At 75.2% G+C, this 20,453-nt stretch carries 16 protein-coding genes and 1 pseudogene; 12 read left to right on the forward strand and 5 right to left on the reverse strand.

The window, feature by feature from the left end:
- The first annotated feature begins 10 nt into the window (after positions 1 to 10).
- The 3 genes from ABD976_RS05290 (at position 11) to ABD976_RS05300 (ending at position 5,691) form a co-directional block, all read left to right on the forward strand.
- Positions 11 to 724 carry a hypothetical protein gene (locus ABD976_RS05290; RefSeq protein WP_345357972.1) on the forward strand — a complete coding sequence of 238 codons (714 nt, stop codon included), beginning with the start codon at positions 11 to 13 and terminating at the stop codon, positions 722 to 724.
- Positions 721 to 2,364: a DNA polymerase Y family protein gene (locus tag ABD976_RS05295; protein ID WP_345357975.1), complete on the forward strand. Its 1,644-nt coding sequence runs from the start codon at positions 721 to 723 to the stop codon at positions 2,362 to 2,364. The genes ABD976_RS05290 and ABD976_RS05295 overlap by 4 nt, the downstream gene beginning before the upstream one ends.
- A 72-nt stretch (positions 2,365 to 2,436) precedes the next feature.
- Entirely contained in the window at positions 2,437 to 5,691 is a 3,255-nt protein-coding gene (locus ABD976_RS05300) for an error-prone DNA polymerase (protein WP_345357978.1), read from the forward strand.
- A 667-nt stretch (positions 5,692 to 6,358) separates the two neighbouring features.
- Here the strand turns inward: ABD976_RS05300 and ABD976_RS05305 are convergent.
- A complete protein-coding gene (locus tag ABD976_RS05305; RefSeq protein ID WP_345357981.1) occupies positions 6,359 to 7,624 on the reverse strand; it encodes an ArgE/DapE family deacylase in 1,266 nt (421 codons plus the stop codon).
- Positions 7,625 to 7,681: 57 nt separating this feature from the next.
- Between ABD976_RS05305 and ABD976_RS05310 the strand changes: the two genes are divergently transcribed.
- The 3 genes and pseudogenes from ABD976_RS05310 to ABD976_RS05320 form a co-directional block, all read left to right on the forward strand.
- A complete protein-coding gene (locus ABD976_RS05310) occupies positions 7,682 to 8,143 on the forward strand; it encodes a universal stress protein (RefSeq protein ID WP_345357984.1) in 462 nt (153 codons plus the stop codon).
- 23 nt (positions 8,144 to 8,166) lie between these two features.
- Positions 8,167 to 8,757: a pentapeptide repeat-containing protein gene (locus tag ABD976_RS05315; protein WP_345357987.1), complete on the forward strand. Its 591-nt coding sequence runs from the start codon at positions 8,167 to 8,169 to the stop codon at positions 8,755 to 8,757.
- Positions 8,758 to 9,398: 641 nt separating this feature from the next.
- Positions 9,399 to 9,476 (forward strand): annotated as a pseudogene (locus tag ABD976_RS05320) (hypothetical protein); the annotation flags it as partial.
- Positions 9,477 to 9,722: 246 nt separating this feature from the next.
- On the opposite strand, the gene ABD976_RS05325 reads toward ABD976_RS05320, so the two are convergent.
- Positions 9,723 to 12,089: a TNT domain-containing protein gene (locus ABD976_RS05325; protein WP_345357990.1), complete on the reverse strand. Its 2,367-nt coding sequence runs from the start codon at positions 12,087 to 12,089 to the stop codon at positions 9,723 to 9,725.
- 269 nt (positions 12,090 to 12,358) lie between these two features.
- Here ABD976_RS05325 and ABD976_RS05330 point away from each other — a divergent pair, with 269 nt between their 5' ends.
- The 6 genes from ABD976_RS05330 (at position 12,359) to phnE (ending at position 18,472) form a co-directional block, all read left to right on the forward strand.
- Complete coding sequence (locus ABD976_RS05330; RefSeq protein WP_345357993.1) at positions 12,359 to 13,594, forward strand: MFS transporter; 1,236 nt, start codon at positions 12,359 to 12,361, stop codon at positions 13,592 to 13,594.
- Positions 13,591 to 14,541 (forward strand): DMT family transporter, encoded by a 951-nt coding sequence (locus tag ABD976_RS05335; protein WP_345357996.1) that lies wholly within the window; start codon positions 13,591 to 13,593, stop codon positions 14,539 to 14,541. The genes ABD976_RS05330 and ABD976_RS05335 overlap by 4 nt, the downstream gene beginning before the upstream one ends.
- A 6-nt stretch (positions 14,542 to 14,547) precedes the next feature.
- Positions 14,548 to 15,393, forward strand: a complete 846-nt coding sequence (locus ABD976_RS05340; protein WP_345357999.1) for a bifunctional methylenetetrahydrofolate dehydrogenase/methenyltetrahydrofolate cyclohydrolase — start codon at positions 14,548 to 14,550, stop codon at positions 15,391 to 15,393.
- 43 nt (positions 15,394 to 15,436) lie between these two features.
- Positions 15,437 to 15,730, forward strand: a complete 294-nt coding sequence (locus tag ABD976_RS05345; RefSeq protein ID WP_345358002.1) for a DUF3017 domain-containing protein — start codon at positions 15,437 to 15,439, stop codon at positions 15,728 to 15,730.
- A gap of 347 nt (positions 15,731 to 16,077) precedes the next feature.
- Complete coding sequence (gene phnC / locus ABD976_RS05350; protein ID WP_345358005.1) at positions 16,078 to 16,842, forward strand: phosphonate ABC transporter ATP-binding protein; 765 nt, start codon at positions 16,078 to 16,080, stop codon at positions 16,840 to 16,842.
- 4 nt (positions 16,843 to 16,846) lie between these two features.
- On the forward strand, positions 16,847 to 18,472 hold the full coding sequence (gene phnE, locus ABD976_RS05355) for a phosphonate ABC transporter, permease protein PhnE (protein ID WP_345358008.1): 1,626 nt from the start codon (positions 16,847 to 16,849) through the stop codon (positions 18,470 to 18,472).
- Positions 18,473 to 18,574: 102 nt separating this feature from the next.
- Here phnE and ABD976_RS05360 read toward each other — a convergent pair whose 3' ends face one another.
- From ABD976_RS05360 to ABD976_RS05370, 3 genes are all read right to left on the reverse strand, one after another.
- Positions 18,575 to 19,408: a DUF4253 domain-containing protein gene (locus ABD976_RS05360; protein ID WP_345358011.1), complete on the reverse strand. Its 834-nt coding sequence runs from the start codon at positions 19,406 to 19,408 to the stop codon at positions 18,575 to 18,577.
- 245 nt (positions 19,409 to 19,653) lie between these two features.
- The gene (locus ABD976_RS05365; RefSeq protein WP_345358014.1) at positions 19,654 to 19,848 is read right to left on the reverse strand and encodes a DUF1918 domain-containing protein; all 195 of its coding nucleotides are present in this window, start codon (positions 19,846 to 19,848) and stop codon (positions 19,654 to 19,656) included.
- 46 nt (positions 19,849 to 19,894) lie between these two features.
- Positions 19,895 to 20,323, reverse strand: coding sequence for a hypothetical protein (locus ABD976_RS05370; protein ID WP_345358017.1), 429 nt, complete (start codon positions 20,321 to 20,323; stop codon positions 19,895 to 19,897).
- Positions 20,324 to 20,453: the final 130 nt, after the last annotated feature.

A 20,453-nucleotide genomic window follows, 5' to 3' on the forward strand; every position in this document is an offset into this window, starting at 1 on the left:
GGCAGCAGCGATGTCCGCGATGGCGTCTTTGGCGGCGCTGGACGGGGTGTCCACGGCTAACGGGGTGTCCGTGGGTTTTCCCGCCGCCGGGACCGAGGGCGGCTCCGATGCGGGTCGGATGCTGCCTGCGCGGGCGGAACTCGCCGCCGTGCTGCCGTGGCCGGGCCTGCGCCGCGGCAGCACGGTGGCGGTGGACGATTCGGTGTCCCTGCTCTTCGCGCTGCTGTCCGAGGCCACCGCCAGCGGCTCGTGGGCGGCGGTGGTCGGCCTGCCCGGGACCAACCTGGTGGCGGCGGCCGAATCGGGCGTGGCGGTGTCCCGGCTGGCCGTGGTCCCGGACCCCGGGGCGGAACCCGCCGCCGTGGTCGCGGCGCTGCTCGACGGCGTCGACCTGGTCGTGGTCGGGGGAACCCGGCGACTGGCCGACCAGGACGCCCGCAGGCTCTCCGCGCGCGCCCGCAACCGAGGTGCCGTGCTGGTCCCCTTCGGCCCGTGGCCCGGTGCCGACGTGCGGCTGGACTGCTCGGGCGCCCGGTGGCGCGGCCTCGGCCGGGGCCACGGCCACCTGCGGGAGCGCGCCGTCACGGTGCGGGCGAGCGGACGCGGGGCCGCGTCCCGCCCGCGTTCCTGCCGCCTCCTGCTGCCCGGTCGGGACGGCGCTCCCGCGCGCCTCGCCGAGGAGCAGCCGGAGCGGATCGCGCGACTGCGGCCGGTGGTCGGATGACCCCCGCGACCGACACCCCGGACCGGCCCCGGCGGCTCGTCCTGTGGTGCCCGGACTGGCCGGTGGTCGCCGCCGCCCAGGAGGGCGGCTTCGGCCCGCTGGTGCCCGCGGCGGTCTTCGCGGCGAACCGCGTGGTGGCCTGCTCGGCGACCGCCCGGGAGGCCGGGGTGCGCCGGGGGATGCGCCGCCGGGAGGCGCAGGGGCGCTGCCCGGAACTGCTGGTGCACGAGCACGACCCGGCGCGGGACGCGCGGTGCTTCGAGCGGGTGGTGCTCGCCGTCGAGGCCCTGGTCCCCGGGGTGGAGGTGGTGCGCCCGGGACTGCTGGCGATGCCGGTGAAAGGCCCGGCCCGCTACTTCGGCGGTGAGGAGTCCGCCGCCGAGCGGCTGGTGGACGAGGTGGAGGCCCGGATCGGGGTGGAGTGCCTGCCGGGCATCGCGGACGGGTTCTTCGCGGCGGTGCTGGCCGCCCGGCGCGGTGCGGTCGTCGAGCCGGGCGGCAGCGCGGAGTTCCTGGCACCGCTGGGGATCGAGGAGCTCGACCAGCTCCCGGCGCACGAGGTCGACGGCGGGCTGGTGGACCTGCTGCGGCGGCTGGGCATCGGCACCCTCGGCGGGTTCGCCGCGCTGCCGGCCGCGGACGTGCTGACCCGGTTCGGCGCCGTCGCGCTGGTGGCGCACCGGGCCGCGGCGGGGCTGGAGGAACGCCCGGCGCTGCGCCGCGAGCCGCCGCCGGACCTGGCGGTGACCGAGCAGCTCGACCCGCCGGTCGAGCGGGTGGACGCCGCGGCGTTCGCGGCCAAGGTCCTGGCCGACCGGCTGCACGCCGAGCTGGCCGAGCGCGGGCTGGCCTGCACCAGGCTGGCCATCTCGGCGCGCACCGAGAACGGCGAGGAGCTGCGCCGGGTGTGGCGGTGCGCCGATCCGCTGACCCCCGCGGCGACCGCCGACCGGGTGCGGTGGCAGCTGGACGGCTGGCTGAACTCCCGGCGCGGCGAGCCGCGTCCGACGGCCGGGATCAGCGTGCTGGGCCTGTTCCCGGACGAGGTGGTGGGCGCGGGTGCGCTGCAGCTCGACCTGCTCGACGCCGCCACCGGGGAGGCCGATGCCCGCGCCGGGCGGGCGTTCGCCCGGGTGCAGGGGATGCTCGGCCCGGACGCGGTCCTGACCCCGGTGCTCGGCGGCGGTCGGGACCAGCGCGACCGGGTGCGCTTCGTGCGGTGGGGCGACGAGCGGCGTCCCGCGCTGGAGCCGGAGCACCCCTGGCCGGGGCGGCTCCCGGCGCCGTCGCCCTCGGTGCTGCCGGAGTCGCCGTGGCCGGTGGACGTGCTCGACGCCGAGGGCGCTCCGGTCGGCTTCACCGAGCGGCACCGGTTGACCGCGGCACCGCACCGCGTGGTGGCGGGCGGCCGGTCCCGGGAGGTGACCGGGTGGGCCGGGCCGTGGCCGGTCGCCGAGCGCTGGTGGGTCGAGCTGCTGGCGGTGGGGGAGCTGACCCCCGCGTCGCAGGTCCCGCCGCGTTCGGTGGCGCGGGTGCAGGTCGTGCTGGCCCCGGACGCGGCGGGTCCGGAGGCGGACGAGGTCGCGCTGCTGCTGGTGCACGAGGGCGAGCGCTGGTGGGGGCACGGTGCCTACCGGTAGCCGAACACTCGTTCGAGTGGACATCGGCGCCGCTGCTGGCGATCGCGGTTCGAACAGGAGTTCACTGGTCCCATGAGTTGGTTCAACCCGCCCCGGACGTGGTCCGAACTGGAGCGCGCGCTGTCCGGCCGCCCGGCACCTGCCGGGGCGCCGCCGGAGGCGGGTGGTCCCGCGCCCGCGCCGCCCCCGCGCGAGGTGCCCGCGGTGCCCTACGCGGAGCTGCACGCGCACTCCAACTTCAGCTTCCTCGACGGCGCGAGCCACCCCGAGGAACTGGCGGCGGAGGCGGCGCGGCTGGGGCTGGAGGCCATCGCGCTCACCGACCACGACGGCATGTACGGGGTGGTGCGGTTCGCCGAGGCGGCGGCGGAGCACGGGGTGCGCACGGTGTTCGGCGCCGAGCTGAGCCTCGGGCTGCGGGGACCGCAGAACGGCGTGGCCGATCCGGAAGGCGGGCACCTGCTGGTGCTGGCGCGCGATCCGGAGGGCTACGCGCGGCTGTGCCGGGCGATCAGCACCGCCCAGCTCCGCGGTGCGGAGAAGGGCCGCCCGGTCTACGACCTGGCCGAGCTGGCGGCCGAGGCGGACGATCACTGGCTGGTGCTGACCGGCTGCCGCAAGGGCGCGGTGCGCGCCGCCCTGGCCGATTCCGGGCCGGAGGCGGCGGCCGGGGAGCTGGACCGGCTGGTGGCGCTGTTCGGCCGGGACAACGTGGCGGTCGAGCTCACCGACCACGGCCTGCCGCTGGATTCGGCGCGCAACGACGCCCTCGCCGAGCTCGCCGCGGCGGCCGGTCTCCCCGCGGTGGCGACGACGGGCGCGCACCTGGCCGCGCCACACCGGGCGCGGTTGGCCGCCGCGGTGGCGGCGATCCGGGCCCGGCGCAGCCTGGACGAGATGGACGGCTGGCTGCCCGCCTGGGCGGGGCACTACCTGCGGTCCGGCGACGAGATGGCCGAGCTGTTCGCCCGCCATCCCGACGCGGTGCGGCGGGCCGCCGAGCTGGGCCGGGAATGCGCCTTCGACCTGCGGCTGGTCGCTCCGGAGCTGCCGCCGTTCGACGTCCCGGCGGGGCACACCGAGGACAGCTGGCTGCGCGAGCTGGCCCACCGGGGCGCGCGGGAGCGCTACGGCCCGCCCGCGGCGAACCCCGAGGCGTACCGGCAGATCGAGCGCGAGCTGGCGATCATCGAGGAGCTGGGCTTTCCGGGCTACTTCCTGGTGGTGCACGACATCGTGGCGTTCTGCGGCCGGGCCGGGATCCTGTGCCAGGGCAGGGGTTCGGCGGCGAACTCGGCGGTGTGCTTCGCGCTCCGCATCACCAACGTCGACCCGGTGCGCTACCGGCTCCTCTTCGAGCGGTTCCTCGCCCCGGAACGCGACGGGCCGCCGGACATCGACCTGGACATCGAATCGGACCGCCGCGAGGAGGTGATCCAGCACGTCTACACCCGGTACGGCCGGACGCACGCCGCCCAGGTGGCGAACGTGATCAGCTACCGGCCCAAGTCGGCGGTCCGCGACGTGGCGCGGGCGCTCGGCCACTCGCCGGGGCAGCAGGACGCGTGGAGCAAGGAGATCGACCACTGGGGACCGCTGCCCGAGGACTCCGGGATCCCCGGGCCGGTGCGCGAGCTGGCCGACGAGCTGATCGGCTTCCCCCGGCACCTTGGCATCCACTCCGGCGGCATGGTGATCTGCGACCAGCCGGTCAGCGAGGTGTGCCCGGTGGAGTGGGCGCGGATGCCCGGGCGCACGGTCCTGCAGTGGGACAAGGACGACTGCGCGGCGGTGGGCCTCGTCAAGTTCGACCTGCTGGGCCTGGGCATGCTGTCCGCGCTGCACTACGCCATCGACCTGGTCGCCGAGCACCACGGCGTGCGGGTCGACCTCGGCGAGCTGGACCTGGCCGACGACGAGGTGTACGCGATGCTGCGCCGCGCCGACGCGGTCGGGGTCTTCCAGGTGGAGAGCCGCGCCCAGCTGGCCACCCTGCCCCGGCTCCGGCCGAGGGAGTTCTACGACCTGGTGGTGCAGGTGGCGCTGATCCGGCCCGGGCCGATCCAGGGCGGCTCGGTGCACCCGTACATCCGGCGCCGCAACGGGCAGGAGGACTGGGACTTCGAGCACCCGCTGATGGCCGGGGCGTTGCAGAAGACCTGCGGTGTCCCGCTGTTCCAGGAGCAGCTCATGCAGCTCGCCGTGGACGTCGCGGGGTTCTCCCCGGCGGAGGCGGACGAGCTGCGCCGGGCGATGGGCGCCAAGCGCTCCGCCGAGCGCATGGAGCGCATCCGGGGCCGGCTGTTCGAGGGGATGGCGGCCAACGGCATCTCGGCGGAACTGGCCGAGCGGATCTACCAGCGGATGCTGGCCTTCGCCAACTACGGCTTCCCGGAGAGCCACGCGCTGAGCTTCGCGCTGCTGGTGTTCGCCAGCTCCTGGTTCAAGCACTACTACCCGGCGGCGTTCTGCGCGGCGCTGCTCCGGGCACAACCGATGGGCTTCTACTCCCCGCAGTCGCTGGTGGCCGACGCCCGGCGGCACGGGGTGGTGGTGCGCGGGCCGGACGTCAACGCCAGCCGCGCCCGCGCCGACCTGGAACCGGAGGGGAGCAGCACCGGGGGCGAGGCGGTCCGGCTGGGGCTGGGCTCGGTGCGGCTGCTCGGTGACGATCTCGCCGAGCAGCTCGTCGCCGAGCGCGATGCGGGCGGCCCCTTCCAGGACATGGCCGACGTGGCGCGGCGCCAGGAGTTGTCCGCCGCGCAGATGGAGGCGCTGGCCACGGCGGGAGCCTTCGGCTGCTTCGGCCTCTCCCGCCGGGAGGCGTTGTGGAACGCCGCGGCGGCGGCAGCCGATCGCCGCGACCGGTTGCCCGGTACGACCGTCGCCGCCGAGGCCCCGGCGCTCCCCGGGATGGACGGCGTCGAGCTGGCCGCCGCCGACGTGTGGGCCACCGGGGTGTCCCCGGACAGCTACCCGGTGCAGTTCGTGCGGGCGCGCTTGGACGAACGCGGGGCGCTCAGCGCGGCCCGGCTGTCCGAAGTGGAGCACGGTACTCGGGTGCTGGTCGGCGGTGCCGTCACCCACCGCCAGCGGCCGGCGACGGCGGGCGGGATCACCTTCCTCAACCTGGAGGACGAGACGGGGATGATCAACGTGATGTGCTCGCCGGGGCTGTGGGCGCGCTACCGCAAGGTCGGCCGGACCAGCGCGGCGCTGCTCGTGCGCGGCATCGTGGAACGGGCCGAGGGGGTGATCAACCTGCGCGCCGACCACCTGCAGAAGCTGGACGTCCGGATTCCCACCACGTCCCGGGACTTCCACTGAAACGACGAGGGTTCCCGCCCGGCCGCGGCACGATCCGGGGCGCGGCGCGCACGATGTGCCGCATCGAGACCCGGTGCCGGTCCACCCGCGTCACACCGAAGCTGTCCATCCCCTCCCAGGACGGGCTCACCAGGTGACGCGCGGAACCAGTGGACCAGCACCTCGTGGCCCGGGTGCGGTCGGCCGGCATACCGGCCGCACCCGGGTCCTCTCCGGAATCCGCGCAACAGGCGAGGTCCACGCCCGTGGTCCCACGGCGTCGTCGCCGCACCGGCCCGGTGCCCGGCTCCGGGCTCAGCGCTGCGGAGCCGGGGCGGTCCTGCGGTGCGGAGCCGGGGCGGTCCTGCGGTGCGGCCCGGGCGGTCCTGCGGTGCGGCCCGGGCGGTCCTGCGGTGCGGCGCAGCGCACCGCGACGGGGGATCGGCGCACGGCGCGGCGACCTCGGCGGTGATCCTGGGCGGTGTGATCATCGTCCGTGCGCCTCCGGGACATCGGCGGTGATCAGGGGGCGTCCTGCGGAGCTTCTCGTCCGTCCCGGCGGCATCGTCGGGGGCTCCACTGTGGAACCTGGTTCACCGATTCCCACGGCGGCGAAGCCACGACCTGCTCAGCGCGCACCGCTGCGGGCCGCCCGCACCGCCATGCGACGTGGTTCCACGGCGGGCGGTCAGGCGACGCCGCAGCGTCGCAGGGCGAGCAGGACGTAGGCGCGGGTGGCCTGCTCCAGTTCAGCGATGGAGACGTGCTCGTCGTGGGCGTGCGCGTAGCGCACGTCACCGGGGCCGTACTGCAGCGTCGGCACGCCTGCCGCCGCGTACTGCCGCAGGTCGGTGCCGTAGGGCGCGCCGACCGGGGTCGGTCGGGGAGCGCCGGCCCGCTCCGCGGCGTCCTGGGTTTCGGCGAGCAGCGGATGCCCGGCGGGCAACCGTCCGCTGGCGAAGATGCCGCCGGGCCAGCTCACCCGCACCGGGTGCTCGGCCAGCCACGGGTCGGCCGCGCACGCGCGGGCGATGGCGTCGTGGAACTCCGCCTTGGCCGCGTCGACGGATTCGCCGATCCGGACGCCGTAGCGCCCTTCGGCGACGGCCAGGTCGGGGACGGTGCTCGCCCAGTCCCCGGCGCGCGCCACACCCACCGACAGCGGGTACGGGATCTCCAGGTGCGCGACCAGCGGGTCCGGATCGGCGTTGCGGCGCGCCTCCAGCTCGCGGAGCACCGGCAGCAGCCCGGCGAGCGCGTCCAGCGCGCTCACCCCTCGGTAGCGGGTCGAGCCGTGGGTGCCCTGGCCGGGGATCTCCAGCCGGAAGGTCAGCGACCCGCCGTTGGCGGCGACCACCGTCCCGGCGCTGGGCTCGGCCAGCACGCAGGCATCGGCCCGGTGCCCGCGCCGCAGGGTCGCGAAGGCGCCGAGCCCGCCGTCCTCCTCGCCGACCACCGCGTGCACCGCGAGCGGTCGCGCCAACGTGATCCCGGCGGCCCGCAGCGCCCGCACCGCACCGAGGATCGCGGCGACCCCGCCCTTCATGTCGCAGGTGCCGCGACCGGCGGCGATGCCGTCGTGGATGCGCAGCGCGTACGGGTCGCGGTCCGGCCACCGGTCCAGGTCACCGGGCGGCACGACGTCGGTGTGGCCGCACAGCGCCAGCGCCGGTTCGCCGGGGCCGGTGGTGGCCACGCAGCCGTAGGCCACGTCGCGCTCGGCCTCCTGGCCCGGGAAACCGTCCTGGGCCGCGAGTTCCGGCACGTCGATGCGCCAGTGATCGACGGCGCACCCGAGCTCGCCGAGCCGGTCGGCGCACCACCGCTGGGCCTCCTGCTCGCCGGGGGTGCCGCCGACGCTGGGGATCGCGACGAGTTCGCGCAGGTCGGCCAGCACTCCGTCGAGGTCGACGGCCTCCAGCGCGCGCCGCGCCAGGTCTTGAGAAGTGCTCACATCTCGAGTGTGTCGCATCCGTCCGACTCACCGGCACCGGCCCACTACCATTCCCGCGTGGCCGAAGGCGACAAGACCGAGCGGGAATTCGAGATCGGCAAGGACGGGCTGGGCGGCATCGTCGTCGGGATGGACGGCAGCCCCGCCAGCTTCCACGCCGCGGCGTGGGCGGCGGGACTGGCGCGCCGCGAGCGGGCGCGGCTGGTGCTCGTCTACGTCGAGGCGGTGGGCGGCGTGGCCTACTGGTCGCCGATGGGGGTCGCGGTGGCCAGCGAAGCGGCCGAGAGCCTGGTGGAGGAACTGAAGAAGGAGGTCGTCTCCCACCTCAAGTGGATCGACATCGACTGGGACTTCGTGCACCACCGGGGTGATCCGGCGGTGGGCCTGGAGCAGGTCGCCGAGCAGTACCGCGCCGACCTGATCGTGGTGGGCCGCTCGCGGCGGCGCGGCGGCTTGCTCGGCACGGTGCCCGCGACCCTGGTGGTGGAGGCGGTGCGACCGGTCGTCGTCGTGCCCTGATCACCTGCTGGCATGCTGGTGCGGTGCACGCCGTCGACGAGACCTTCGAGGATGCGGTGCTGGCCGGGCAGCAGTGGTCCGGCCGGAGTTTCGAGCGCTGCGACTTCAGCGACGCGGACCTGCGCGGGCTGCGCACCGAGAACTGCGTGTTCACCGACTGCACCTTCAGCGGCGCGGACCTCAAGGACTCCGCGCACCGGGCGACGGCGTTCCGCTCCTGTCGCTTCGAGCGCACCGTGTTCGGCCGTTCCGAGCTGACCGGCTGCAGCCTGCTGGGTTCGGCGTTCCTGGACTGCGGTCTGCGCGCGATCCGCCTCCGCGAGACCGACCTGACGTTGACCGGCATGGGCCGGGCCGACCTGCGCGGACTCGACCTGCGCGGCCTTCGGTTCCGCGAGGCCAACCTCGGCGACTGCGATCTGCGCCGCAGCGACCTGCGCGACGCCGACCTCACCGGTGCCCGCCTGCACCGCGCCCGGCTCCAGGAAGCCGACCTGCGCGGCGCCCGCCTCGACGCCGACGCCCTCGTCCAAGCCCAGCTCGTCGGCGCCCGCGTCGACACCCCCACCGCGCTCGCCTTCGCAGCGGCCCACGGCCTCCGCGTCGACGACTGACCCCGGAACACGCCTGCCCCGGCCCCGGGGCCGCCTACACCCCAGGGACAGCCCGGCAGGCGCAGCCGGAATCCGAGCGCGGCCGAGGACCTGCGCGGTCGGAACCCCAGCGCAGCCGGAAACCCAACGCAGCCACAACACCAGCGCGGCCCGAAACCCAGAGCGGCCAAGAACCCCAGCGCAGCCGGAACCCAGCGCAGCCCAGACCGCAGCGCAAACCGACACCAGAGCGGCCCGACACCCAGAGCGGCCCGAAACCCAGCGCAGCCCGAAACCCAGCGCAGCCCGAACCACAGGGTGGCCCGAAAACCCAGCGTCGGCCCACTCCTACGGCAGACCGAACCGCAGCGCAGCCGGAAGCACAGGGGCCGTCGGAGCCCGGGGCCGGTCGCCGGGGAAGCGCCGCCGGGGGCCCGATTCGCGCGAGCCGATGTCCGGCTCCTGCCAAGAAATACCCGAACGGGTGGTGAGTGAAGGTGCCCCTCACCTGGCCGAAGATCAGCCGGACGAGTGGGGTGCGGGTGTGTTGGTCACCACTGCGCGGACTGGGTGTCCACTGTGTCGTCACTTCGGCGGGCTGCTGGAGAAGCTGATCCGGCCGGGAGTTCGGGCGGCGCCGGCTGCGGGAGGCACGTCTCGCCGTGGTCCGGGAGCGCTACCAGCAGTTGCGGACCGCGTTGCCGGACGGGCGGATCCGCTACGCGGTGAAGGCCAATCCCACGCCCGAGGTGGTCGGCGAGCTGGTCGCGCTCGGTGCGTCCTTCGACGTCGTCAGCCCGGTGGGATCGACCTGTGCCTGGCGCTGGGCGCCGCGCCGGAGGACACCTCCTACGGCAACACCACCGAGAAGCGCCGCGACGTCGCCCGCGCCCAAGGCGTCCGGATGTTCGCCGGACGGCCGCGCAGGGCGGGAGGTGGGGCCGGCGCCCGTGTCCCCCGGCGGTGGGCCGGGGGACACGGGTGGCTCACTCCATGGGCGGGCGCTGGACCTCGTTGCCCGGGATCTCGACCAGCGCGCCGTCGGCGAGCAGGTCGTTGACCGCCGCGGGGAGGACGAACGCGGTGCCGCCGCCGGGCTGCTCGAACCACGGCACGGCGACGCCGCGCAGCGCCTGGAGGGGTCGCTGCACCCGGTACGCCACGTAGCTGCGCTGCGCCCACTGCGGCGGAAGCGACCGCTGGCTGTACGGCGTCCGCGCGGCGTAGGTGACGTTCCCGGCGGGTTCGCCGAAGCGGTCCAGCTCGGTGCCCGGCTGGAGCATGACCACGCGGCGATCCCGGAACAGCGTCAGCGGCGGTTCGCCGTTGAGCGGCTGGATCGGCTGACCGGCCGGGGGCTGCTGCGGCGGGCGCGGCGGCTGCTGCGGCGGGGCCTGGCCCTGCCAGGGCGGCCCGCCCATCCCGGGACCGCCCGGGCGCCGTTCCTGCCCGCCTTGCCCTGGCTGGCCACCCTGGCCCGGCTGGCCGCCCTGGCCCGGCTGGCCGCCTTGGGCCGGCGGGGCGCCCTGGGCGCCTGGGCCCGGCTGCGCCGGTCCGGCCGGGGGCGCCGGAGGTGCTCCGGCGTCGGGCTGCTGGGCCGACCGGGGCTGCCGCTTGGGCAGCGGCGGCGGACCGCCGGGGCCGGTGGGGCCGGTGGGCCGGGGGCCCTGCGCGGGCTGGCCCATCGGAGGCGACGCCGGTCCGGTGGGCGGCATCGGCCGCTCCGGTCGCGGCGGCGCCTGGAAGCGGGTGGCCTCCTCCGGCGGGGCCGCGGGTTCGGGCCGCGGGGGCGGGGGCTCGGGCAGGTCCTGGTTGGCGGTGAACAGCGGGTTCGAGCCGTTCGCCGCGGCCGGGCGCCGCTGCTCGGGTTCCGGTGTCGCGGGCTGCCTGCGCGGCAGGTCGTCGGGCTCGCCGTAGGACTCGGCCGGTGCTTCGGCGACCGGCTCGGGCTCGACGACCGGTTCCGGCGGTGCGACCGGTTCGGGGGCCGCGGCCTGCTCGGGTTCCGGCGCGGCGGGCTCCGCGACGGGCTCCGGAGCGGCGGTGCGCTCCAGCAGCAGCGCGCCGAGCAGGAACGCCGCGGCCTGCTCGGCGCGCTCGAAGCGCACGTCGCCGCCTTCCTCGGCGTTGCCGGTCACGACCCAGTCCGGGCCTTCCCGCAGCAGGCAGCGCGCGTCGACGCTGTGGCTGCCGACCCGGTAGCGGTCGCCGTCCACGCCCTGCTCGACGAGGCGATCGTGCAGCCGGGCGAGCACGGCGGGCTCGTCATCGTCCGCCGACTCGGGTTCGGACGACAGCTCCGGCTCCACCGCGAGCTCGGGCTCGGGCGCCAGGGTCGGCTCGGGAGACGGGGTCGGCTCGGCGGTCAGCGCCGGCTCGGGCTCCGGTTCGGGCGCGACCTCGTCGACCTCCGGTGCGCGCTCGGGTTCGTCCGCCGGCTGGTCGAGCAGCTCGCCGACCGCCGCGTCCCGGGTGGCGTCGTCGACCTGCGGCAGCGCGAAGTCGCGGGACCGGATGTGGTCGATCAGCGCGGGCTCCGGCGGCACGCCGTACTGGGCGAGGTAGTAGGCGACCGCGCCCTGCCAGAGCCAGGTGCCGTCGGTGTGCCAGGTGCCCGGCACCGCGGTGGTCCGGTCCGGGTCGAGCTGGTCCTCCTCGTCGTCGCGGGAGGCCAGCACGATCGGCGCGTTCTCCAGGTAGTGCCGCAGCGGCCCGGCCTCGTCCGGGCTGACCGGCTCGCGGCCGCCGACCAGCGGCCTGCCGTGCTCGTCGACGTCGGCGAAGACGCTCGCGATGTGGAAGCCCTCCGGCGGCACCGAGGCGACCGGCCCCGGTTCGACCGGCGCTGGCTCGACCGGCGCTGGCGTGACCGGCCCTGCTTCGACCGACCCGGGCTCGACCGGCGCCTCCGCGGACGGCCCGCCGTCGAGCCGTTCGCGCAGCCAGTCCGGGACGTTGGCGTCGGTGCGCGGGAAGCGGCGCAGCTCGTCGAGGTAGGCCGCGCGGGGCAGCGGCTGCTGCCAGCTCGGCTCGGAGTCGAAGTTGATGTCGATGCGGTAGCTCGACGGGCGCTCCACGACGTAGAGCGCGCTGAGCCAGGTCCCGACGTCCGGGCGGTACATCCCCTCGCGCAGGCCCTCGAAGATGTCCTGCAGCTCGGCCGGCGGCTCCCACGGCCGGCTCGAACCGTCCTGCAAGGTGAGCTCACCCAGCAGGTCGTGGTACTCGCCGGTGGCGCGGTACTCGACCGTGATCTCCTGCCAGTCCTCGGGAGCGGCTTGCAGCAGCAGCACACCGATCTTGCGGGCTGCCTGCTCCTGCTCCTCGGGACTGATCGCTGTCGGACGCGACATGGGTGACATCCTCCCCCTCTCGACCGGGCACACCGACCCCACCCCGGCCAGACGCTACGCGATGCGGTTCGCGGGCTGACGCGCCGAGGCAGGTTCACGGCAGGCACCGGTCGTCCGTCCGGGTTTCCGCCGATGCCGGACATGGTGCCGCGCCACGGCGTGCCGGTGGAAGCGATCGCCGAACATCACACCTCCAGGTGCGACGCGCCCGCGCGTCGCGCGGGCGCGAAAACGCAGTAGCGGTACGCGCGTGCCAGATGTCAGGATGGGTGATCGTGCTTCATCCGTACCGGTTGCTGCTCGGTGTGCCGCACGCCCCGGCGCTGATGGCGGCGAGCCTGCTCGGCAGGCTGCACACCCCCGCCGTCGCGCTGGTGCTCACCTTCCTGATCGTGGACTGGACCGGCTCCTACACCACCGGCGGGCTGGTGGCCGGGGTGCTCACGGTCGGCCAAGGCATCGCCGGGCCGCTGCGCGGGCGTGCCGCCGACCGCAGTTCCGCGCCCCGGTTGCTGCTGGTCACCGGGGTGCTGTGGGCGGTCGGGATGCTGGTCGTCGTGCTGCTGGCCACCCGGCTCGACCCGGCGCTGTGGTGGGTGGTGCTGCCGGTGGCGCTGCTGACCGGGCTGTCCCACCCGCCGGTGACGCAGGTGGGCCGCGCGATCTGGCCCCGGTTGTCCGGCGGTGCGGCGCGCGAAGCCGCGTTCGCGGTCGAGGCGACGTTGCAGGAGTTGCTGTTCATCATCGCGCCGATGGCCGCGGCGTTCCTCGTCGCGTTCTGGGGGTCGGCCCCGGCGGCGCTGGTCCTGGCGGGCTGCTCGGTGGTCGGCCCGGCGCTGTTCGCGGCGGCCCTGCTCCGCGCCGGGCTGCGCGCGCCGCTCGCCGGGGCCGGACCGGTGGCGGGCTCCGCGGCGCTGTTCCGGGTGCCGGGTTTCGCGCCGATGATGCTGTTCGCGGTGCTCGTGGTCGGCGGCCTGATCACCGTCGACCTGGTGCTGGTCGGCTGGGCCCGGGAGCGCGGCACGCCGGAGCTGGCCGGGCTGCTGGCCGGGGTGTGGGCGCTGGGTTCGCTGCTGGGCGGACTGCTGGTCGGCGGGCTGCGCGGACCGTCCCGGTTGGGGCGGCGCGCGGCGCTGGCGGCGGCCGGGCTGGTGGCGATCGCCCCGGTGCTGCCGCCGGTGGCCGACCCGGCGTCGCCGTGGCTGGTCGCGGCGGTGCTGCTGGTCGGCGGCACCGCCATCGCGCCGACGCTGGCCGCGGTCAACGGGCGGCTCGCCGGGCTCGTGCCGCAGGCCCGGCACAACGAGGCGTTCGGCTGGTACGCCAGCGCGACGATGCTCGGCGGTGCGGTGGCCAGCCCGCTGGCCGGGTGGGCGCTGGACGGCGCCGGTCCGGCGGCGGCCGCCGCGCTGGGCGGCGGGCTGGCCGTGCTCGGCGCGGTCTGCGTGCTGCACCGGGCGTTGCGCGGCGAACCCGACGCGACGCGGGAAGCGGTGCTGCCGTGAACGCGCGGGCGCTCGGCATGATCGGCGCGGCCGTGGTCGGCGTGCTGCTCGCGGCGCAGGCCCGGTTGAACGGGGCGCTGGGCGCCGAGCTCGGCGACGGCGTGATCGCGGCGCTGATCTCCTTCGGCGGCGGGCTCGCGGTGCTGCTGCCCGCGGCGGTGCTGCACCCGGCCGGTCGGCGCGGGGCGCGGCGGCTGGTCGCCGAGGTGCGCGGGTCCGGCGGGCTGCGCGCCTGGCACTGCCTCGGCGGGGTGTGCGGGGCGTACCTGGTGATCACCCAGGGCGTCGCGGCCGGTGGGCTCGGCGTCGCGCTGTTCACGGTGTCGGTGGTGGCCGGGCAGGTGACCAGCGGTCTGGTGGTGGACCGGTTCGGGCTCGGACCGGCGGGTCCGCAGCCGGTGACGGTGCTGCGCCTGGTCGGCGCGGCGCTGGCGGTGTTCGCGGTGCTCATCGCGGTCTCGGCGCAGCTCGGCGACGCGCAGGTGAGCTGGCTGGTGCTGCTCCCGGGGCTGGCCGGGCTCGGCCTCGGCTGGCAGGCGGCGGTCAACGGCCGGGTGCAGCAGGTCGCCTCCACGCTCACCGCGGCGACGCTGAACTTCGGGGTCGGCACGCTGGCGCTGGTGCTGGCCTCGGCCGCGGTGCTGGTGCTGCGCGGCGCGCCGGAGCGGTTCCCGACCGAGCCGTGGCTCTACGCGGGCGGGCTGATCGGCATCGTGGTGATCGTCGGCAACGTCGCCCTGGTGCGGTTCACCGGGGTCCTGGTGCTCAGCCTCGGGTTGATCGCCGGTCAGCTCCTCGGTGCGCTGCTGCTGGACGTGCTGGTGCCCGTGCCCGGATCGGTCGTGGTGCCCTCGACGGTGTTCGGCGTGCTGCTCACGCTCATCGCGGTCGGCGTGGCGGCAGTGCCGGACCGCCGGAGCCGCCCGGATCCGGGTCTGCCACGATGAGAAGCCGTGAGCGCGACGATTCTCGACGGCAGGGCGACCAAGGACGCGATCTTCGAGGAGCTGCGGCCGCGGGTGGCCCGGCTCGCCGAGCAGGGGCGCACGCCGGGGCTGGCGACGGTCCTCGTCGGCGACGACCCCGGGTCGCACTCCTACGTGCGCGCCAAGCACAACGACTGCGCGAAGGTCGGGATCACCTCGATCCGCCGCGACCTGCCCGCCGACGTCGGCCAGGCCGAGCTGGAGGCGGTGCTCGACGAGCTCAACGCCGATCCGGCCTGCACCGGCTACATCGTGCAGCTCCCGCTGCCGAAGCACCTCGACTCGGGCGCGCTGCTGGAGCGCATCGCCCCGGCGAAGGACGCCGACGGCCTGCACCCGATCAGCCTCGGCAAGCTGGTCCTCGGCGAGCAGGCGCCGCTGCCCTGCACCCCGCGCGGCATCATCGAGCTGCTGCGCCGCTACGACGTGCCGCTGGCCGGTGCCCGGGTGGCCGTGGTCGGCCGGGGGATCACGGTGGGCCGGCCGATCGGCCTGCTGCTCACCCGCCGCAGCGAGAACGCCACCGTGACGCTGTGCCACACCGGGACCCGCGACCTCGCCGAGGAGGTCCGCCGGGCCGACGTGGTGGTCGCCGGGGCGGGCGTGCCGCACCTGATCACCCCGGACATGGTCAAGCCGGGCGCGGCGGTGCTCGACGTCGGCGTCAGCCGCACCGAGGACGGGCTCACCGGTGACGTGCACCCGGACGTCGGCGAGGTCGCCGGGTTCCGCGCGCCGAACCCGGGCGGGGTGGGTCCGATGACCCGCGCGATGCTGCTCAGCAACGTCGTCGAGGCCGCCGAGCGCGGTTGACCCACCGCGCCCCCGCCGGGCGCGTCGAGCACGGGAGGACGCTTTGCACGATCGGTTCGGGGACAGGTCGCGGTTCTCGGAGCACGTGGCGTTCGGTCTCGTGGTGCTGGTCGCGCTGATCGCGTTCGTGCTCATCGCGCTCCAGCACTGGCGGCGCGGCGCGACGCTGCTCGGCGGCGCGCTGGTGCTCGCGGCCGTGTTCCGGGCCGTGCTGTCGCCGGAGCGCGCCGGGCTGCTGGCGATCCGCAGCCGCCCGGTCGACCTGCTGCTCTACGGCGGGCTCGGGACGCTGATCATCATCGACGCGGTCACCATCGTCGGCGGCCCGTTCTCGTGAGGACCGCTGCCGCCGCGGGTGCGCGTGGCGGAACCTGATCGGTAGCGTCCGAGCGCGGGCGGCGGTCCTGGTCGCATGCGGCTCCGCCGGGCACCGAGGTCCCGCCGCGACTTCGGCGGGCGTTCACCTTCCCGGCCGCCGCGCCCACCGGCGGTGACGCTGCGCGTTCCGGCCCGCACGGTGCGTCGGCGGAACCCGCGCCCGGGCACAACCCGCTCGGCCTGTCGCGGGCCGTTCACCGCCGGTTCGCCCGGCTTCCACAGCACGTTGGTCCCCGGCCGGGAGCGTGGTGGCGTGCGAGAGCGGAATGCCGCGCCACGCGGCCGTGCGACGACCGGAGGTGCCCGATGAGCGCCATCAGCTTCGACCGGGTGACCACCGAGTTCGGTGCTGTCCGAGCCCTCGACGAGGTGTCCCTGGAGGTGCCCCGCGGCGAGGTCGCGGTGCTGCTCGGCCTGTCCGGCTCGGGCAAGTCGACGCTGCTGCGGCACGTCGACGGGTTGCAGCGGCCGGGCAGCGGTTCGGTGCGGGTCCTGGGGTCCGACGTCGGTGCGCTCAAGGGCGCGGAGCTGCGCGCGTTGCGCCGCAAGGTCGGCTTCGTCTTCCAGCAGTTTCACCTGATCGGGTCGCTGACCGTCCTGGAGAACGTGTGCACCGGGGCGCTCGGGGCGCTGCGCGGGCCGCGCCTGAGCCTGCTCGGCTACCCGAAGCGGGTCCGGCACGCGGCGCTGGACCAGTTGGCCCGGGTCGGGCTCGCCGACCAGGCGTTGCAGCGCGCCGACACCCTCTCCGGCGGTCAGCAGCAGCGGGTCGCGGTGGCCCGCGCGCTGCTGCAGAAGCCGGAGGTGCTGCTGGCCGACGAGCCGGTGGCGTCGCTGGACCCGGACTCCGCCGCGCAGGTGATGGACCTGATCGCCGAGATCGGCCGCGAGGACGGGCTCACCGTGCTGTGCAGCCTGCACCAGGTGGACTTCGCGCTGAACTGGGGCCACCGGATCATCGGGTTGCGCACCGGGCAGGTCGTGCTGGACACCCCGGCCGAGCGGCTGACCCGCGACGCGGCGATGGCGATCTACTCCCGCACCAGCACGCCGCTGGCCGCGGTCGGGTGACCCGATGACCACGCTCGAAGCGCCCCCCGAGCGGGGGCGGACCCTGGCGCGCCCGCGGCCGGGCGGCACCGCCGCGACGCTGGTCGCGCTGGCCCTGCTCGGCGCCGCCGTGTGGTCCCTGATCGACCTGCGGATCAACGTGGCGACCCTGGTCGACGGCACCGCCAACGCCGTCGACTTCGTCTCCCGCGCGCTGCCGCTGGACTTCCCGCCGATCGGTGAGCTGCTCGCGCTGTCCGGGCAGACGCTGGCCATCGTGGTCTGCGCGACGCTGCTGGCCTCGCTGCTCAGCGTGCCGGTCGCGGTGTTCGCCGCGCGCAACACCAGCCCCGCCGCCCCGGCCCGCTCCGGCGCCCGCGCGCTGATCGTGCTGGCCCGCGCGGTGCCGGACGTGGTGCTGGCGATCCTGTTCTTCCGGATGTTCGGCTTCGGCGGGCTGACCGGGGTGCTGGCCATGGGCCTGCACTCGGTCGGCATGATCGGCAAGCTCTACGCCGACGCCATCGAGCAGATCGACGAGGGCCCGCGCACCGCGATCCGCGCCGCCGGGGGCGGACGGTTGCAGCAGCTGGTCAGCGGGGTGCTGCCGCAGGTGCTGCCGTCGTTCGTGGCGACCTCGCTGCACCGGCTGGACATCAACCTGCGGGTGTCGGTGGTGCTCGGCTTCGTCGGCGTCGCCGGGCTCGGCCAGGCCATCGCCGATTCCCTGCGCACCCTCGACTACCAGCGCGGGATCGCGCTGGCCGCCGTGGTGTTCGTGCTCTGCGTGCTGGTCGAGATCCTGTCCGGGACGATCCGCCGGACCCTGCTGGGCGTGCGGACCCGGCGGCGGGCGCGCCCGACCGGGGCGCGGATCAGCCCGCCGTGGACGCTGGACCGGGTGCTGCACACCGGTGGCCTGGTGGTCGCGGCGCTCGTGGTGGTGGCGTCGATCGGCGGCGCCGGGCTGTCCTGGGAGCAGTGGTGGCGCGGCATGGCCGACCTCGGCGGGGTGCTGGCCCAGTTCTGGCCGCCGGAGACCGGCGGACTGCTGCCGACCCTGCTGGAGGAGCTGGTCGTCACCGTGCAGATCGCGCTGGCCGCGACCCTGCTCGGCGGACTGCTGTCGCTGCCGATCGGGGCGCTGGCCGCCGACAACGTGGCGCCCAGCCCGGCGGTGGCGAAGTTCTTCCGCGGCGTGGTGCTGGCCGTGCGCGGGGTGCCGGAGCTGGTGCTGGCCATCGTGTTCGTGGTGATCACCGGGCTCGGCGGGGTGGCGGGCGCGCTGGCGCTCGGCGTCGGTTCGGTCGGCCTGCTCGGCAAGCTCGTCGCCGACTCGCTCGAAGAGGTCGACCGCGGCAAGGAGCAGGCGCTGCGGGCCACCGGGGCGAGCCGGGTGCAGGTGTTCTTCGCCGCGACGGTGCCGCAGGCCGCGCCCGCGTTCGCCGCGCACCTGCTCTACCAGCTCGACACCAACCTGCGCTCGGCCACGCTGCTGGGGCTGGTCGGCGCGGGCGGCATCGGCTACTACCTGCTCAACGCCTCGCGGGTGCTGGAGTTCGGCGTGGTGACGACCGTGGTGCTGCTGACCTTCGCCGTCGTGCTGCTGGTCGAGCTGCTCGCCGTCTGGATCCGCAAGGTCCTCGCCTGACCCACCCGTTCGTGAACTGAGTGAGGGGCACCTGCATCCGACCATGCCGGATGCAGGTGCCCCGCACTCAGGACCTCGCTCGGGCCTGGGACGGCCGGGCGTTCACTCCCACCAGAACGACCAGCTCCGCCGCCCCCTGATCTCCTGCGCGTAGGCGGTCAGGCTGCCGGTGTCCTGCATGATCCGGTCCGGGCAGAACGTCCAGTGCTCGGCGGCGACCTCCGCCGCGTGCCGGACGTCCTGCGGCGGGGCGGCCACGCTGAGGTCGAGCCGGTCCGGGCCCAACCGCAGGACGCGGGCGCCGAAGCGCTCCTCCCAGCTGCGCACCATCGCCGAGAGCCCCGCCGTCCGGGACACGTGGTTGGCCGCTCCCGACCAGCCCAGGGCCGTCAGCACGTCCGCCCCCCGGAGCACCGGCACCAGCGCCAACCGGGTCTCGGCGTCGATGAACCGGGGGAGCTGCTGGTTGGCCAGGATGTCCGGATCGGCCAGCAGGTTCCCGGCGCGCGCCGGCCCCGGGCAGGTGTAGTCGAACGGCGCGATGGCCTCCAGGTCGTAGGCCGGTCCGAGCTCCTCGTCGGCCTGCACCAGCCCTTCCCAGATCCGGTCCATCACATCGGCCACCCGCCACCGGTCGATGTGCTCCCTCGGCTCCGGCGGCACCACGCCCACCGTGCAGCGCTCGCCGAACACCTCGTCGCCGTCGCACAGCAGCAGCGGCCACAGCCCGGTGCGGTGGTGCTCCCCGCGCAGCGCGGCCACCAGCTGCGGCGCCGGCTTCTCGGCGCTGATCCAGCACAGCGGCGCCGGGTGCGAGGCGAGCACCGTCTGCTCGGTCAGCACCTCCCCCGGCGGCAGCGGCGTGGCCGGGTCGGCGTTGGTGCCGAAGATCGTCGCCAGGTCTCCGGGGGTTCCTGTTCGCTGTTCCTCCAGCACTGCGTCACCGCCCTTTCGCGACAGCGCCCCTCATCGAGATCAGCTTAATTGGGAGCGATGATCGTTCCGGACGGGCACGGGCGGACGGCCGCTCCGGCCGCGCACCCGCGGCGCCTCCCGGAGCCGGGACCGCCCGGAGCAGAACCACCCGTTCGTGTGGACCTGGCATGAGTGAGGGGCACCCTGTACCACGTGACTTGGTACAGGGTGCCCCTCACCTGGAGCACCGACGGGTGAACGGTCGGTCAGGTGCCGCGGCGGGGTGCCACGACCTCGCAGTCGGCGCCCGGGTACATCAGGCGTTCGTGGCCGTCGTCGAACCGGACCAGGTACGGCGGGGCGCCGCCCTCGCCGCGGACCTCCAGGATCTCCCCGCCCCGGTCGGTCTCCTCGACGGTCCGGCTGTGCACGAGCAGGTGGTCTCCTGCGGTAGCTCGCATCGCCCATCACCTCCCGACCCCAGGGTAGGTGACGCGCGCCACCCGCTCAGCCGCCGATGGTCGAACAGGTGGACGTGACCTGCTGGTACTTCTCCAGCTGGGCCTCGGCCCAGTCGGCGCTGCCGTCGATGGTGATCTGCCCCTCGGCCACCTGCTGCACGGACTGCTGGACCTCCAAGAGGTTCTGCTTGAGGGTCTGGTCAGCGGTCTGCGCGGCGAGTGCGCCGAGCTCATCGACCTTGGCCTGGGCGTCGGCCTGGGCCTGCGCGGGATCGGCGAAGTTCGGCATGAAGCTCGCCGCGTTCAACGCCTCCATGCAGGCCTGCGCGGTGTCGAGGCCCGCTTGGGCCTGGTCGAGCTGCTCCTGCGCGTCCTGCATGCCTTGCTGCGCTTCCTGGAGCTCGCCGCACGCGGCGAGTCCGGCCAGCACCGGCAGCGCCAGGACTGCCGCGACGAACTGCTTACGGGCTCGCATCATTCCTCCGGGGACTTCAGCGCGGCACCGCAGCGGTGCCGCGCGTGCACCCTATCTACCCGGGCGGCATCGGATGGGCGGTTTGTCGCATCGATCGCCCCGAAGTCGCAGCGGAGCCGGGTCCAGGGGC

It is taken from the genome of Saccharopolyspora cebuensis, from assembly GCF_039542665.1.
In the GTDB taxonomy this organism is placed as follows: Bacteria; Actinomycetota; Actinomycetes; order Mycobacteriales; family Pseudonocardiaceae; genus Saccharopolyspora; species Saccharopolyspora cebuensis.

What these genes read in the sequence shown, in the direction of transcription:
- phnC (WP_345358005.1), top strand. Translation starts at nt 16,078, where the DNA reads ATGAGCGCCATCAGCTTCGACCGGGTGACCACCGAGTTCGGTGCTGTC.
- ABD976_RS05290 (WP_345357972.1), top strand. Translation starts at nt 11, where the DNA reads ATGTCCGCGATGGCGTCTTTGGCGGCGCTGGACGGGGTGTCCACGGCT.
- ABD976_RS05325 (WP_345357990.1), bottom strand. Translation starts at nt 12,089, where the DNA reads ATGTCGCGTCCGACAGCGATCAGTCCCGAGGAGCAGGAGCAGGCAGCC.
- ABD976_RS05370 (WP_345358017.1), bottom strand. Translation starts at nt 20,323, where the DNA reads ATGCGAGCCCGTAAGCAGTTCGTCGCGGCAGTCCTGGCGCTGCCGGTG.
- phnE (WP_345358008.1), top strand. Translation starts at nt 16,847, where the DNA reads ATGACCACGCTCGAAGCGCCCCCCGAGCGGGGGCGGACCCTGGCGCGC.
- ABD976_RS05365 (WP_345358014.1), bottom strand. Translation starts at nt 19,848, where the DNA reads ATGCGAGCTACCGCAGGAGACCACCTGCTCGTGCACAGCCGGACCGTC.
- ABD976_RS05295 (WP_345357975.1), top strand. Translation starts at nt 721, where the DNA reads ATGACCCCCGCGACCGACACCCCGGACCGGCCCCGGCGGCTCGTCCTG.
- ABD976_RS05300 (WP_345357978.1), top strand. Translation starts at nt 2,437, where the DNA reads ATGAGTTGGTTCAACCCGCCCCGGACGTGGTCCGAACTGGAGCGCGCG.